Raw genomic sequence first — 14,505 nt, 5'->3', positions numbered from 1 at the left:
GGAACCCGACCCTGGGCGGACCGGGGTGTCGGCCGGGCCCCGTATGCTCGGTGACCATGCTCGACGACCGACAGACCGCAGGCACCGCCGCCTGGCCCGACACCTGGCCCCAGGGGTACGCCGTGGTCGACGTGGAGACCACCGGTCTCGCGCGCGACGACCGGATCGTGTCCGCCGCCGTCTACCGGGTCGACGCCCGGGGCGAGGTGGAGGACCACTGGTACACCCTGGTCAACCCGCGCCGCGATCCCGGACCGGTCTGGATCCACGGCCTGACCAGCGAGAAACTCGCCGACGCCCCCTTCTTTGAAGACATCGCCGGCGAGTTCGCCGAACGGCTCGCGGACCGGGTCCTGGTGGCGCACAACGCGATGTTCGACTGGCAGATGATCGCCCGCGAGTACGCGCGGGCCGCCGTGACCGTGCCCGTGCGGCGCCGGCTGTGCACGATCGCCCTGGCCAAGGAACTCGACCTGCCGCTGCCCAACCACAAGTTGGAATCGCTGGCCGCGCACTACGGGGTGGAGCAGCGTCAGGCGCACAACGCCCTCGACGACGCCCGGGTGCTGGCCGAGGCGTTCCGCCCCTCCCTGCACGCCGCCGCGCGGGCCGGGGTGCGGCTGCCGCTGCTGGAGTGCCGGCCGCTGACCGAGTGGTCCGACGGCCCGGCCCGCCCCGCCATCGGCGCGCAGCCCGGCGGCCCCGGCGGGTACCGCTCGGCCGCCGCGTCCTGGCGGCCCTCGCGCCGCCGCCCGGCCTGCCCGTACCCCAACCCGGGCCGGTACGCCGACGGCGCGCCCCTGAAGCAGGGCATGCGGGTGGCGTTCTCCGGCGACACCTCCGTGGAGCGCGAGCTGCTGGAGGACCGGGCCGTCGCGGCCGGACTGCACGTCTCGACCAGCGTGTCCCGGCTCACCAGCCTGCTCGTCACCAACGACCCCGACTCCGGCACCTCCAAGATCGTCAAGGCGCGCACCCTGGGCACCCCCGTGCTCGACGAGGCGGCGTTCACGCACCTGCTGCGCGACGTGGCCCCCGCCGACTCCTGACCCCTCCCCGCCCGTCCCGCCCGCCCCGGGTTCCGCCGAACGGCTGAACCCGGGTCCGCGCCGGTGCCCGGCTCCTTGCCGCCGCCCACCGCGCCCCCGAGCATGCCGCTCATGGCACGATGCGAAGTTTGCGGAAACGACTACGAGCTGGCGTTCTACGTGGAGACCCAGGACGGCGCCCGGCACGTCTTCGACTCCTTCTCCTGCGCGATCCACCGGATGGCGCCGATCTGCGAGCACTGCCGGGTCCAGATCATCGGACAGGGCGTCGAGGTCGACGGGCACTGGTACTGCGGCGGGCACTGCGCCCGCGCCGAGGGCAGGAAGGGCATCGTGGACAAGGTGGGCAGCGCCACCGCCGCCGGCGCCCGCTGAGCCCCCGGCCGGCGGCCCGGCCCCCGGGCGCCGACCGGCCGGCCCGGCGGGGTACCGTCGTGGCGTGTACCGCTTCCTCCTGACCCGTCAGTGGGTGATCCTCGCCCTCATCGGCCTCGTGCTCATCCCCGCGATGATCGAGCTGGGCTTCTGGCAGTTCCACCGCCACGAACGCCGGGTCGCGCAGAACGCGATGATCGCCGCGAACCTGACGGCGAAGCCGGTCCCCATGTCCGAACTGTCCGCCCCCGGTGGCGAGGTCCGCTCCGACCAGCGCTGGCGGGCGGTCACCGCCACCGGCCGCTACGACCCCGCCAACGAGGTCGTCGTGCGCACCCGCACCTCCAACGACGACGAGGTCGGCTTCATGGTCGTCACCCCGCTCGTCCAGGACGACGGCCGCGTGGTGCTCGTGAACCGGGGCTGGATCCCGCGCGGCGACGACCTCACGGCCTACCCGCCGGTGCCGCCCGCGCCCGCCGGCGAGGTCACCGTCACCGGCCGGCTCAAGGCCGACGAGACCGACTCCAGCGGCATCAAGGAGAAGAAGGGCCTGCCCGAGCGGCAGGTCATGCGCATCAACAGCGAGCAGCAGGCGGCCCGGATCGGCAAGCCGGTGCTGGCCGGCTACCTGGAGCAGACCGCCCCGCTGCCCGCGAACGGCACACCGGAACTCGTCTCCGACCCCGACCACGAGTCCATCGGCCCGCACATGGCCTACGCCGTGCAGTGGTGGCTGTTCGCCGCGATGGTCCCGGTGGGCTGGGTGGTCCTGGTCCGCCGCGAGGTCCGCGACCGGGCCCGCGCCGCCGCTCGCGCCGCCGCGACCGCCGGGGACGGCCCCGACGGGGACGAGCCCGCCGCGGCCGATCCGGAGGGCTCCGACGCCGCCGGCCGACCGCTGGGGTCCGGGTCGCCGACGGCGTAGCGTAGGGGCATGGATCTTGGACTGAAGGACCGTGTCTACCTCGTCACCGGCGCCACCCGCGGCCTCGGCTTCGCCTCCGCCCGGCAGTTGACCGCCGACGGCGCCCGGGTGGTGATCACCGGCCGCGACGAGAAGCGGGTGGCCGACGCCATCGCCGAACTCGGCCCGAACGCCGCCGGCCTCGTCGCCGACAACGCCGACCCTGAGGCCCCGGCCCGACTGATCGCCTTCGCCCGCGAACGCTTCGGCCGCTTCGACGGCGTCCTCGTCAGCGTCGGCGGCCCGGCCCCCGGCGCCGCCGCCGACAACACCGACGACCAGTGGGCCGCCGCCTTCGAGTCCGTGTTCCTCGGCGCCGTCCGCCTCGCCCGCGCCGCCGCCGCCGAACTCGGCGAGGGCGGGGTCATCGGCTTCGTGCTCTCCGGCTCCGTGCACGAGCCGATCCCGGGCCTGACCATCTCCAACGGACTGCGCCCCGGCCTGGCCGGCTTCGCCAAGTCCCTCTCCGTGGACCTCGGCCCGCGCGGGATCCGCGTGGTGGGCCTGCTGCCGGCCCGCATCGACACCGACCGGGTCCGCGAGCTCGACGCCCTGTCCGGGGACGCGGCCGCCGCCCGCGCCCGCAACGAGGCCGCCATCCCGCTCGGCCGCTACGGCACCCCGGAGGAGTTCGGCGCCACCGCCGCCTTCCTCCTCTCCCCCGCCGCCTCCTACCTCACCGGCCTGATGCTCCCGGTCGACGGCGGCGCCCGGCACGGCTTCTGAGCCCGCTCACCCCCGGGACGGCGGCACCGACCCGGGGGTGCCCGGCGGCATCGGCTCCACCCCGACCACCCGCCGCACCCGCTCCGGCCGCACCCGGATCGTCACGCGGCGCTCGCCGGGGATGCCCAACTCGTAGCGTTCGGTGCCCGCGTAGGCCCGCGCCAGCGCGTCCATGTCCGCGTCCGCCTCCGGACCCGTCGTGAAGGACTCGACCCGACCCCGGATCCACACCCGGTCGAAGGGGTTGTCCGGCGCCACGTGCGCGAGGGTGACCCGCGGGTCCCGCCGCAGGTTGCGCTCCTTGATCCGGCCCTCGGCGGTGTTGAACCACACCGTGTCCCCGTCCGTCCCCACCCACATCGGAGTGACGTGCGGGGCGCCCTCCTCGTCCACCGTGGCCACGAACCACAGGTGCGGGGCGGTCAGCCGGTCCCGCAGCTCGGCGGTGATCAACGGGGACGCGGCGGACTGAGGAGACGGAGGGGACGGACGGGACGGGCGGGGCTGAATGGACGTCATGACGCATCCCTGCCCCGTACCGCCTCAGGTCACCCGCCCCGATCCCGGGGCCGTCACCCGCAGCCGCAGGTGCGCGGTCAACCCGGGCAGGCCCGTCACCGCGCGGGCGTGCTCCAGCACCGGTCCGGCCACCGCCGCCAGCGCCGCGTCGGGGGCCGCGTCGGGCTCCAGCCGCAGCACCACCCGCAGCCCGGGGGCCGAGCGCCGGCGCCGTCCCCGGAGCGAGACCCGGCAGCCGTCGATCCCGTCCAGGGCCAGCACCTCGGCCCGGACGGCGGCCTCCAGGGCGGTCGCCCGCAGCCGCGCCCCGCCCCCGTCGCCGGTGTCCACGACCACCGCCGCCGGTCGGTCCCGGCGCAGTTGGCCCAGCAGCCACCACAGCGCGAGCAGCACCACGAGGCCCAGGCCCAGCGCGGGCACCCACCAGGGCAGCCCGTCCGGCAGCAGCCGGTCCCGGTGCGCCGCGTCGAGCAGCGGCCGGTGCCGGCCGGAGCCGAACGGGGCCGGGCCCAGCGCGAGCACGAGGGCCCCGCCGAGCAGCACGAGGCCGACGAGGGCGAGCAGGATCCGGTTGACGACTCCGAGCACGACGGACCTCATCCCTTCTCGGTGGGGCGGACGACCCGGACCCGCCGGCGCGGCGCCCGGGCCGGGGCGAGTTCGGCGATCCCGGCGTCGAGGGCCTCGACCACGTCGGCCCGGACCTCGTCGAGGTCCCGGAAGTGCGAGGAGGCCCGCACCCCGATCCGGACCCGGCCCGCGCCGCGCACCCTGACCCGCGCGCCGCGCACCCCGGGCACCTCCAGGACCCGGTCGCGCAGCAGCCGGCCCGCGTCCCGACGCCCGATCCCGACCCGCACCCCGGGCGGGGCGGCCAGCGGGACCAGCCCGCGCCGGCCCGGGGTCAGCGCGAACCACAGCAGCGCGAGCCCGAGCAGCGCGAGCACCACGGCCGATCCGAGCACGGCGGGGTCGGCGGGGGTGTGCTCGGCGAGCAGGTCGGCGGCCCGGCCCCGCAGCCGCCAGTGACCCCGCCCGGCCCGGTCCGCGAGCACGTCGTACAGCAACAGTCCGGCCGCGCCGCCCAGCCCGAGCGCGACCAGGACGGCGGGCAGCCGGCGCCCGGCCCGGAACCGGCGCGGCCGGATCGCGGCGGGCGGCGCGACCTCGGGAGCGGCGCCGGCCCCGGAGTCCTTGGCGAGGGAGACGGGCGGGCCGCTCATCGCACCCGCCCGGCGCCGGCGGCCCGCGCGGCCCCCGGCGCGTTCGGGTGCAGCCGTTCCACGTCCACGCCCACCTCGCGCACGGTGAGCTCCGCGCACTCGGCGACCCGCCGGATCACCCGGGCGCGCACGGCGGCGGCCTGCCCGGCGAGGTCCACGGGGTAGCCGGTCTCCATCACGATCCGCACCCGCGCGGTGTCGTGGTGGACGACGACGGTGGCGTGCGGCGGGGCCGCCTCGGGGGGCGGCGGGCGGTCGGCCGCGCGCAGCGCCTCCCGGGCCGCCTGCGCGGCGATCTTGGCGATCACCCGGTCCGCGATCCGGGTGGCGCCCCGGTCGGCGGCCTCGGGCGGGGCCGGCGCCGGGCGGCGCGGCGCGGCCGGGGCGGGCACCCGGCTCACCGGCGTCGGTCGTCGCGGTCGCGGGGGCGCAGGAACTCGCCGGGGTCGAGGTCCCCGTCGAGCCACCGGCCGATCCCGAGGCCGACCGCACCGAGGGCGGCGACCAGCAGGAACGCGCCGAAGCCGCCGAACCAGGCGGCGAAGCCGAGGGCCATGCCGGCCACGAGGCCGAGGGCGGCCCTGTTCATCCGGTCTCCGAGGGGGTGTGGTGGGGGCGGGGGGTCACTGGAGGCGGCTCTCGGGCTCCTCGTCCTCCTCGTCGGGCAGCTTCACGTCGCTGACCGCGATGTTGACCTCGACGACCTGGAGTCCGGTCATCCGCTCGACGGCGGAGATCACGTTCTCGCGGACGGCCCGCGCCACCTCGCGGATGGAGACCCCGTAGTCGACCACGATCTCCAGGTCGAGGGCCGTCTGCACCTCGCCGACCTCGGCCTTCACCCCGCGCGTGACGGAGGAGCGGGCGCCGCCGGGCACCCGGTCGCGGACCGCGCCCAGGGTGCGGGACAGCCCGCTGCCCATGGCGTGCACCCCGAGGACCTCGCGGGCGGCGAGGCCGGCGATCTTCTCGACCACGCCGTCGGCGATGGTGGTGCGACCCCGTTCGCCCGGGTCCTTGGGGGTGGTGCGTTCGGAGGCCGCTGTGGGTTCGCTCATGCCGCTCTCGCCTTTCCTCGGGGCCGGACGACGGCGCCGCCGTCACGCTCGGTGGCGGCGCCCTCGCCCACGGTACGGGGGCGGGGGCCCGGAGCCCGGGTGACGTGACCGGTCGGTGCCGGTCGGCCGTGTTCCGCGCTTGTGCCCCGCACGCGGGTCGCCATGCCAACGACGAGGACCCGCCCCGGTCGTGCCGGGGCGGGTCCTCGTTCGTGTGTGCGGGCGCGGCGCGCGGGCCCGCGGGGTCAGTCGGAGAGTCCGGCCAGGTCGCGCAGTCGGCGCGCCTGGGCGGCGCGCTCGGCGGCCCGCTGGGCCTCGGGGTCGCGGTCGAGGGCGCCGCGCAGCAGCGCCTTGGTCTCGATGACGGCGTCCCGGGGCGCGGCGAGCAGCGCGCCCGTGAGGTCACGGACGGCGCCGTCGAGTTCGGCTCCGGGAACGACGAGGTTGGCCAGGCCGATCCGTTCCGCCTCCTCGGCGTGGACGAACCGTCCGGTGGCGCAGATCTCCAGGGCGCGCGCGTAGCCGACCAGCTCGGTGAGCGGCCGGGTGCCGGTGAGGTCCGGCACCAGTCCCAGGCTGGTCTCGCGCATGGCGAACTTCACGTCGTCCGCGACCACCCGCAGGTCGCAGGCGAGCGCGAGCTGGAAGCCCGCTCCGATCGCGTGGCCCCGGACCGCCGCGATCGTGACGATGTCGTTGCGCCGCCACCAGGTGAACGCCTCCTGGTATTCGGCGATGGTGGCGTCGAGCTCCTCGTCGGAGCCCCGCGCCAGGTCGAGGAAGGAGGGTTCGCCCTCGAAGCCCTCGGGGGTGAACGCCTGCCGGTCGAGCCCGGCGGAGAAGGAGGGTCCTTCGCCGGTGAGCACGACGACGCGAACGGAGCCGGGGAGTGACCGGCCGGCCAGTGCCAATGCCCGCCAGAGCGCGGGGGACTGGGCGTTTCGTTTGGCCGGGTTGGTCAGGGTCACCGTGGCGACCGCGTCCTCCGCGGTCACCCGTACGCCGTCCTTGTCGAGCAGAGTCATGCGTGCCCACCCTTCCGGTGTGTGCGGTCACCTCACAAGTGACTGCACAGTAACCACCCGGATCGGTCCGCGGACCGACCGGGGGGTCACCGAAAGGTTTCGATTCCTCGGCTCATCCGATGGTCACAGCGTCAGGCCGCTGCCGCCTTCTTTCCCCGGGTCGCCCCGCCGCGTCCGCGCAGGACGACTCCGGACTCGCTCAGCATCCGGTGCACGAATCCGTAGGACCGGCCCGTTGACTCGGCCAGCGCCCGGATGCTCTCACCGGCGTCGTATTTCTTCTTCAGGTCTGCCGCGAGCTTCTCGCGCGCGGCGCCGGTCACCCGGCTGCCCTTCTTCAGAGTCTCGGCCACCCGTGCCTCCTCGTGGGAAGTGCGCTCTGGACTTCTCATGATCACCCCTCCCGGCGTTCCTGGCCACCCATTCGACAAGGTCGGCGGCGTGGCATTTCCGTCGCCGGGCACGAGGGTGCAGAACGGAATCTTCCCTTCCCTCGCATGACCTCGGTCACATTTTCCGGAATCGGGAATGAATCAGCAGGTCAGCGGGGGCGCCGGGAAAGCGTCGACCCCGCCGGGGGCGCGCGCGGGGCGCGTCGGCGGGGTCGATGTACAGACGACGGGGGTACGAGACCGTCTCACACAGATGGTGGATCACCGGTGGGCCGAATGATCCATCAGGGTGTCTCCGGGACGCCCGGACCGGTCAGGCGAGGGCCACCAGGTCCCGGTAGTCGGGGCCCCAGAGGTCCTCCACGCCGTCGGGCAGGAGGATGATCCGCTCGGGTTCGAGGGCCTCGACGGCCCCCTCGTCGTGGGTGACGAGGATGACGGCACCCTTGTAGGTGCGCAGGGCCCCGAGGATCTCCTCGCGGCTGGCCGGGTCGAGGTTGTTGGTGGGCTCGTCGAGGAGGAGGACGTTGGCGGAGGAGACCACGAGGGTGGCCAGGGCCAGGCGGGTCTTCTCGCCGCCGGACAGCACCCCGGCGGGCTTGTCCACGTCGTCGCCGGAGAACAGGAAGGACCCGAGGGTCTTGCGGACGCTCACGAGGTCGAGGTCGGGGGCGGAGGAGCGCATGTTCTCCAGGACCGTGCGCTCCGGGTCCAGGGTCTCGTGCTCCTGGGCGTAGTAGCCGAGCTTGAGGCCGTGGCCGGGGGTGACCTGGCCGGTGTCGGGCTGTTCCACCCCGCCGAGCAGGCGCAGCAGGGTGGTCTTGCCGGCGCCGTTGAGGCCGAGGATGACCACGCGGGAGCCCTTGTCGATGGCGAGGTCCACGTCCGTGAAGATCTCCAGCGAGCCGTAGGACTTGGAGAGCCCCTCGGCGGTCAGCGGGGTCTTGCCGCAGGGCGCGGGGTCGGGGAAGCGGAGCTTGGCGACCTTGTCCTGGACGCGGACCCCCTCCAGCCCGGAGAGCAGGCGCTCGGCGCGGCGGGCCATGTTCTGGGCGGCGACGGTCTTGGTGGCCTTGGCGCGCATCTTGTCGGCCTGGGCGTTGAGGGTCGCGGCCTTCTTCTCGGCGTTCTGGCGCTCGCGCTTGCGGCGCTTCTCGTCGGCCTCGCGCTGCTGCTGGTAGAGCTTCCAGCCCATGTTGTACACGTCGATGACGGAGCGGTTGGCGTCGAGGTAGAAGACCTTGTTGACCACCGTCTCGACCAGGTCCACGTCGTGGGAGATCACGATGAACCCGCCGCGGTAGGTCTTGAGGTAGTCGCGCAGCCAGACGATGGAGTCGGCGTCGAGGTGGTTGGTGGGCTCGTCGAGGAGCAGGGTGTCGGCGTCGGAGAAGAGGATCCGGCTCAGCTCCACCCGTCGGCGCTGGCCGCCGGAGAGGGTGTGCAGGGGCTGGTCGAGCACCCGGTCGGGCAGGCCGAGGGCGGCGGAGATGGTCGCGGCCTCGGCCTCGGCGGCGTAGCCGCCCTTGGTGAGGAACTCGGTCTCCTGGCGTTCGTACTGCTTGAGCGCCTTGTCGCGGGTGGCGCCGCTGCCGTTGGCGATGCGCTCCTCGTTGGCGCGCATCTTGCGCAGCAGGCTGTCGAGGCCGCGCGCGGAGAGGATGCGGTCCTTGGCGAGCACGTCGAGGTCGCCGGTGCGCGGGTCCTGGGGGAGGTAGCCGACCTCGCCGGAGCGGGTGATGCTGCCGGCGGCGGGCTGGCCCTCGCCGGCCAGGCACTTGGTGAGGGTGGTCTTGCCGGCGCCGTTGCGGCCGACCAGGCCGATCCGGTCGCCCTTGGCGACGCGGAAGGAGGCGTTCTCGATGAGGATGCGGGCGCCGGCGCGCAGCTCGATGCCGGTGGCGGTGATCACGGACTACTCCAGGGCGGGACGGGTACGGCGGAAGGGGGTGGGAACGCGGGAGGACAGGGCGCCGGGGAGGATCCGGGGCCTCGGGGCCGTCTCGCTAGTCCGTGAGGGAAAAAGCCATGGGAACGAGTCTACCGGGGGCCCGCAAGCTCTTTCCGGGGCCTCGGACCCGCCGTGGCGCACACGTGTTCGCCCGTTCGGCCCCGGCGCGGTGGGCGGTGGGACCGGGGGCCCATCAGGATGAATGAGCAGGACGAATGGGTGGGGTCGCCGCTGGGGCGGGCCCGCGGAGCACGAGGCGGTGCCGCATGCAGTTCGACGACGACGCCCGGTTGGACACCTCGGAGGTCGAGGACTCGCGGGGCGGCGGCCGGCTCGGGGGCCGTCGGGCCGCCGTGGGCGGCGGCATCGTGGGGTTCATCGCCCTGTTGCTGGGTTTGTTCTTCGGGATCGGGCCGGATCAGCTGGGCCTGTCCTCGGGGGAGCCGGAGCCCAGCGAGACCTCGTCCTCGGTGGCCGAGGTGCAGCAGGCGTGCAAGACCGGGCGGGACGCGAACGCGCGGGAGGACTGCCGGCTGGTGGGGGTGGTCAACAGCGTGCAGGACTTCTGGCGGCAGGAGTTCACCCGGCGCGGCGGCAGCTACTCCCCCGCGACCACGCGCTTCTTCACCGGGCGGGTGAACACGGCGTGCGGGGCGGCCACGGCGGCGGTGGGGCCCTTCTACTGCCCGGGCGACCGGCGGGTCTACCTGGACCTGGGCTTCTTCCAGGAGCTGCGGACGAAGTTCGGGGCGAGCGGCGGGCCCTTCGCGCAGGCGTACGTGATCGCCCACGAGTACGGGCACCACATCCAGAACCTGACCGGCACCCTCCAGCGGGCCCAGGACGGCCGGCAGGGCGCGAACAGCAACGCCGTGAAGGTGGAGCTCCAGGCGGACTGCTACGCGGGGGTGTGGGCCAAGCACGCGACGACCACCCCGGACGGGGCGGGCGGCAAGCCGTTGATCACGAAGCTGACCGACGCCGACATCCGGGACGGGCTGGACGCGGCGGCGGCGGTGGGCGACGACCGGATCCAGGAGAAGTTCCAGGGCCGGGTGACCCCGGAGTCGTGGACGCACGGGTCGGCCGAGCAGCGGCAGCAGTGGTTCTACCAGGGCTACCGGACCGGTGACATGGCCCAGTGCAACACCTTCCGCTGAGCCCCCCGGCGGCGCGTGCGCGGGCCCCGACACCCACCTGGGTGTCGGGGCCCGCGCACGTTCGCGGTGCTAGGCCCCGCCGGTGTGGACCTGGAACGCGGCCCGGCGGACGGCCTTGGCCAGGGCCGGGTCGGGGTGCGCGGCGGCGAGGGCCACGAGCACCTGCACGGTCCGGGGGTGTCCGACGGCGCGCACCTCGTCGAGCAGCCGGGGCACGGTGGTGCGCACGGCGGAGTCGAGGTGGCGGGCCAGCAGCTCGGCCTCTCCGTGGTCGGCGATGGCGGCGGCGGTGTCGACCCAGAGCCAGGTGGACTCCTCGGGGGTGAGGACCTCGGCGACGTCCTCGGGGTCGCGGCCGTCCTGCTCGGCGAGCCAGAGCAGGGCGTAGGGCCGCAGGGTGGCCTCGCGGGCGGCGGCGCGGACCTCGGGTTCGGCGGGGGCGCCGACCACGCGCAGGGCCTCGAAGGCCAGGCCGCGCAGCAGGGCGTCCTCGCCGCGGGCCGCCTGGAGCAGTTCGGAGACGGCGTGGCCGACGGGGCGGGCGGCGAGCCAGGCCCGGTACTCGGCGCGGGCCGGGCCGGGGGTGAGGCGGGCGCAGCCGTGGAGCATGGCGGCGGCGGACTGCTCGATGTTCCCGGCGGGGCTCTGGGCGGCCACGCAGATCTGTTCCAGCTTGACCCAGACGGCCCAGCTGCCGAGCGGGGTGAGCGTGGCCTGGGCCGGGCCGAGGGTGACGGCGTCCACGGCGGCGAGGCCGCCGAGGGCCCAGCGCAGCAGGCGGGCCAGCGGGAGCGGGCGGGCGGGGGCGCCGTCGCGGGGGGCGGGCAGGCCGGCGTGGTCGGCCTCGTAGGGGACCTCGCAGCGTTCGTCGCGCAGTTCGGTGACCCGGCGGCCGAGGAGGTCGAGGAGGACCGGGACGGTGACGGGGCCGGCGGAGAGCTGGAGCAGGGAGAGGACCTGCGGCATGGCCTCGACGACCTCGGCGACTGCGGTCGGGGAGAGGTCGGCGGGGGCGGGGTGGACCAGGGACCAGGCGTCGAAGAGGGCGACCCAGCCGCGCAGCACGGCGGAGTCGTCGCGGTCCCAGGCGCGCAGTCGCCAGCCGGGGCGGGCGGTGTCGCCGTGCACCTCGACCAGGCCGGCGAGCCGGGCGCGGTCCCAACCGGCCCGGATCTGGCCCCGGGTCAGGCCGAGGGCGGCGGAGGCGCGTTCGACCTCGGCGGGGGCGAGGGCGCCGGCGGGTCCGGGTCCGGTGGTGCCGAGGCTGCCGAGTTCGAGCTCGGCCCAGCGGCCGAGGCGGGCGGCGTCGGCGAGGGAGCGCCGGGCCCGGTCGGCGAGTTCGGCGGTCTTCGGGGTGCCCGCCGGCGGCCGGGGGGCCTGGCGGGTCCTGCGGTCGGTCACGGCCTTGCGGGCCGTCGCCACCGAGCGGGGGGAGACGAGACGGAGTCTGGAGTCGCGAGCCAACTGCTCATCAGGCTTTCGGGACGTCACGGAAGCAGTCTCGCCCGTCACTGCCCGAAAGCCCAAACGGAAGGGGGAGGTGCGGGCGGGCGAGGAGGCGGGTCGGAGCGGGTGCGGGCGCCGGGGCGTGCGGTGGACGGCCGGTGGGGCGGGGTCGGCCCGGGGGTGCGCGGGCTCGTGTCCGGATCGTTTCCCCGTCGAATCCGGCCGGCGGAGGGGCCGAAGCGGAATCCGAGGGGGTCGGTCCGGTCGATTGTGGTCGAAACTCGGCGCGAATTGGTCGGTGGGGTGGGCGGGCGGGGCCGGTTCGCGACGGTGCGATCCGAGCCGGCCGGACCCGGCGGACGGGGCCGGTCGGCGGGGTGCGGGCGCGTTCACCGGCGGTCGCGGCCCCGGGCGGGGGTGCGGGGGTCGGGCGCGGGTGGGTCGGCGGCGCGCCGATCGCGGGTGCGCGGACCCGTGCGCCGCCGGTCCGGGGCCGGCCGATACTCGTCGCGAACGACGCGCGGACGACCGGTTCCGCGCCGGCGGGAGGACGGGGAGCGGCGATGGGCACGGCGGGCGGCACACGGTGGGCGCGGGACGCGCGCAGCGCCGACGAGATGGTGGCGGAGGCGCGGCGGGCCTTCTTCGTGGTCTTCGGTCTGGTGGCGCTGGTGTGGGCGCTCCAGGTGGCGAACTGGGCCTCGGACAACGGGCTGGCCCAGCGCTTCGGGACGGTGCCGCACGACCCGGCGCGGCTGCCGACCGTGCTGACGGCCCCGTTCCTGCACTTCGGCTGGGAGCACCTGCAGGCGAACTCGGGGCCGCTGTTCGTCTTCGGGTTCCTGGCCGCGTACCGGGGGGTGGCCCGGTTCCTGGGGCTGACCCTGCTGGTGGCGTTGACCAGTGGGCTGGCCGTGTGGGTGTTCCAGGGCGGGGACACGCTGGGGGTGGGCTCCAGCGGGCTGGTCTTCGGGTTCTTCGGGTACGTGGTACTGCGCGGGCTGTTCGACCGGCGGTTGGTGGACACGCTGATCGGGGTGGTGATGGCGGCCTCGTTCGCGTACCTGCTGACCACGGCGGTGCCGGGGACCCCGGGGGTGAGCTGGTTGGCGCACCTGGGCGGGTTGCTCGGCGGGGCGCTGGGGGCGTTCTGGCTGCGGGACCGCGCGGGCGCCGGCGGTCCGGCGGCCCCGGGAACGGCCGGCCCCGCGGCGGTCCCCGCCCAGTCGGCGCCGCGCGGGGAGGTCCGCAAGTCGGGCCTGTTCTAGCCCGTCGGAACTGCTCTGGGCCGTCAGAGCAGGGGGACGAGGAAGCGGCGCAGGGTCTCCTCGTAGCCCTCCGGGTCGGCGTTCCACAGCGCGGCGTGGGCGGCGTGCGGGACCGGGCGCCAGGTGACGAGGTGGGGTCGGGAGGCGGCCAGTCGGCGGCCGGCCTCCCAGGGGGCGAGGGTGTCGTCGGGGCTCGCCGTGATCAGGGTAGGGACGCGGAGCGCGGCGGGCGGGGCGCCGGCGGGGGGCCGGTCGACCCGCAGTCCGGCGCGGCCCTCGGCGGCCCGGACGGCGAGCGGGAGCACGGCGGCGGGGACCCCGTCGGCGGCGGCCAGGGCGCGCAGGGTGGTGTGCCAGTCGAGGACCGGGGAGTCCAGGACCAGTCCGACGACCCGGTCGGCCAGGGGCGAGTTCTCCGTCAGCCGCAGGGCCATGGTGGCCCCGGTGGACAGGCCGAGGAGGATCACCCGGCGGGCGCCCTCGCGCAGGGCGTGCCGGACGGCGGCGTCGAGGTCGCGCCATTCGGACTCGCCGAGGTGGGACAGGCCGTCGGGCGAGGGCGGGGCGCCGAGGTCGCCCCGGTACGCGGGCAGCAGCACGGGCAGCCGGAGCGCGTGCAGGAGGGGGACCAGGGCGAGGGCCTGGGTCCGGTCGGCGCCCAGGCCGTGGACGGCGATCACCCAGGTGTCGCGGGGGCCGGGCACGAGCCAGGCGGGCAGCGGTCCGAGTTCGCCGGGGATCGTGAGCTCGCGGTGGGGCAGGCCGAGGGCGGTGGTGGGGTCGCCGGTGTGGACGGGCGCGGTGAGGGTGACCAGGTCGCCGACGGCGGGCCGGCCCTCGGTGACGCGGAGCAGTTCGCGGGCGACGGTGTGCGGGGGGTCCTCGGGGTCGGCGGGGAGCGGGGGGCCGACCGCGCCGGCCAGGCCCGGTCCGCGCAGTCCGTAGACCCCGGGCAGCCGGGAGGCCAGGGAGCGGGTGAGGAGGATCCGGCGTCCGTCGACGGCGTGCACGGTGAGCCGGGCCCCGTCGGGCAGCGGGCGGTCGGGGTGGGGCCGCAGGGCCGCGGCGGCGGCGTGGCGGCCGGCCAGGACGGCGGCGAGGCCGGCGCCGAGCAGGGAGGTGGTGACGGCTGCGGCCGTCGCGGTCGCGGTGCGCACGGGTCCAGTGTCGGCGGGCGGGGGTCGGGGCGCCGGCGGAGCGGGGCGTCGGGCCGGGGCGGGGGTGGGGTGGGCGCGGTGTTGACCGGGGCCCCCTCGGGGGTGACATGGATCTCTTCGGGGGGTCCGGACGGGTGACGGGGTCGGGTGGGGCGGCCGGGGCGGGGGAGACTGTTCACTCACGCCGAC

At 75.6% G+C, this 14,505-nt stretch carries 17 protein-coding genes; 6 read left to right on the top strand and 11 right to left on the bottom strand.

The window, feature by feature from the left end; genetic code table 11:
* Positions 1-56 precede the first annotated feature (56 nt).
* The 4 genes from ACN20G_RS21410 (at position 57) to ACN20G_RS21395 (ending at position 3,117) form a co-directional block, all read left to right on the top strand.
* Positions 57-1,049 carry a DEDDh family exonuclease gene (locus ACN20G_RS21410; protein ID WP_424214421.1) on the top strand — a complete coding sequence of 331 codons (993 nt, stop codon included), beginning with the start codon at positions 57-59 and terminating at the stop codon, positions 1,047-1,049.
* 111 nt (positions 1,050-1,160) lie between these two features.
* Positions 1,161-1,424, top strand: a complete 264-nt coding sequence (locus tag ACN20G_RS21405; RefSeq protein WP_424214420.1) for a hypothetical protein — start codon at positions 1,161-1,163, stop codon at positions 1,422-1,424.
* Positions 1,425-1,488: 64 nt separating this feature from the next.
* Positions 1,489-2,352, top strand: a complete 864-nt coding sequence (locus tag ACN20G_RS21400) for an SURF1 family protein (protein WP_424214419.1) — start codon at positions 1,489-1,491, stop codon at positions 2,350-2,352.
* 9 nt (positions 2,353-2,361) lie between these two features.
* Complete coding sequence (locus ACN20G_RS21395) at positions 2,362-3,117, top strand: SDR family oxidoreductase (RefSeq protein WP_424214418.1); 756 nt, start codon at positions 2,362-2,364, stop codon at positions 3,115-3,117.
* Between the two features lie 6 nt (positions 3,118-3,123).
* Here the strand turns inward: ACN20G_RS21395 and ACN20G_RS21390 are convergent, their stop codons facing one another.
* The 9 genes from ACN20G_RS21390 to ACN20G_RS21350 form a co-directional block, all read right to left on the bottom strand.
* Positions 3,124-3,636, bottom strand: a complete 513-nt coding sequence (locus ACN20G_RS21390) for a TIGR03618 family F420-dependent PPOX class oxidoreductase (protein WP_424214417.1) — start codon at positions 3,634-3,636, stop codon at positions 3,124-3,126.
* Between the two features lie 24 nt (positions 3,637-3,660).
* On the bottom strand, positions 3,661-4,236 hold the full coding sequence (locus tag ACN20G_RS21385) for an alkaline shock response membrane anchor protein AmaP (RefSeq protein WP_424214416.1): 576 nt from the start codon (positions 4,234-4,236) through the stop codon (positions 3,661-3,663).
* On the bottom strand, positions 4,233-4,859 hold the full coding sequence (locus ACN20G_RS21380) for a DUF6286 domain-containing protein (protein WP_424214415.1): 627 nt from the start codon (positions 4,857-4,859) through the stop codon (positions 4,233-4,235). Before ACN20G_RS21380 ends, ACN20G_RS21385 begins: the two co-directional genes overlap by 4 nt.
* Entirely contained in the window at positions 4,856-5,260 is a 405-nt protein-coding gene (locus ACN20G_RS21375) for a hypothetical protein (protein ID WP_424214414.1), read from the bottom strand. Before ACN20G_RS21375 ends, ACN20G_RS21380 begins: the two co-directional genes overlap by 4 nt.
* On the bottom strand, positions 5,257-5,448 hold the full coding sequence (locus ACN20G_RS21370; protein WP_424214413.1) for a hypothetical protein: 192 nt from the start codon (positions 5,446-5,448) through the stop codon (positions 5,257-5,259). Before ACN20G_RS21370 ends, ACN20G_RS21375 begins: the two co-directional genes overlap by 4 nt.
* Positions 5,449-5,482: 34 nt before the next feature.
* Complete coding sequence (locus tag ACN20G_RS21365; protein WP_424214412.1) at positions 5,483-5,917, bottom strand: Asp23/Gls24 family envelope stress response protein; 435 nt, start codon at positions 5,915-5,917, stop codon at positions 5,483-5,485.
* A 245-nt stretch (positions 5,918-6,162) separates the two neighbouring features.
* Positions 6,163-6,942: an enoyl-CoA hydratase/isomerase family protein gene (locus ACN20G_RS21360; protein WP_424214411.1), complete on the bottom strand. Its 780-nt coding sequence runs from the start codon at positions 6,940-6,942 to the stop codon at positions 6,163-6,165.
* Between the two features lie 131 nt (positions 6,943-7,073).
* Positions 7,074-7,295 carry a helix-turn-helix domain-containing protein gene (locus tag ACN20G_RS21355; RefSeq protein ID WP_424214410.1) on the bottom strand — a complete coding sequence of 74 codons (222 nt, stop codon included), beginning with the start codon at positions 7,293-7,295 and terminating at the stop codon, positions 7,074-7,076.
* A gap of 352 nt (positions 7,296-7,647) precedes the next feature.
* Complete coding sequence (locus ACN20G_RS21350; RefSeq protein WP_424214409.1) at positions 7,648-9,246, bottom strand: ABC-F family ATP-binding cassette domain-containing protein; 1,599 nt, start codon at positions 9,244-9,246, stop codon at positions 7,648-7,650.
* A 305-nt stretch (positions 9,247-9,551) separates the two neighbouring features.
* On the opposite strand from ACN20G_RS21350, the gene ypfJ reads away from it, so the two are divergent.
* On the top strand, positions 9,552-10,445 hold the full coding sequence (gene ypfJ, locus ACN20G_RS21345) for a KPN_02809 family neutral zinc metallopeptidase (protein ID WP_424214408.1): 894 nt from the start codon (positions 9,552-9,554) through the stop codon (positions 10,443-10,445).
* Positions 10,446-10,514: 69 nt separating this feature from the next.
* On the opposite strand, the gene ACN20G_RS21340 is transcribed toward ypfJ, so the two are convergent.
* The gene (locus tag ACN20G_RS21340; protein WP_424214407.1) at positions 10,515-11,936 is read right to left on the bottom strand and encodes a hypothetical protein; all 1,422 of its coding nucleotides are present in this window, start codon (positions 11,934-11,936) and stop codon (positions 10,515-10,517) included.
* 518 nt (positions 11,937-12,454) lie between these two features.
* On the opposite strand from ACN20G_RS21340, the gene ACN20G_RS21335 reads away from it, so the two are divergent.
* Positions 12,455-13,159: a rhomboid family intramembrane serine protease gene (locus ACN20G_RS21335; protein ID WP_424214406.1), complete on the top strand. Its 705-nt coding sequence runs from the start codon at positions 12,455-12,457 to the stop codon at positions 13,157-13,159.
* A 23-nt stretch (positions 13,160-13,182) separates the two neighbouring features.
* Here ACN20G_RS21335 and ACN20G_RS21330 read toward each other — a convergent pair whose 3' ends face one another.
* Entirely contained in the window at positions 13,183-14,316 is a 1,134-nt protein-coding gene (locus ACN20G_RS21330; RefSeq protein WP_424214405.1) for an alpha/beta hydrolase, read from the bottom strand.
* Between the last annotated feature and the right edge of the window lie 189 nt (positions 14,317-14,505).

Origin of the sequence: Streptomyces dryopteridis (assembly GCF_049606955.1) — a bacterium.
GTDB lineage: Bacteria > Actinomycetota > Actinomycetes > Streptomycetales > Streptomycetaceae > Streptomyces.
Note: the sequence above shows the minus strand (reverse complement) of the source record. Positions and strands in the feature narration are given on the sequence as shown.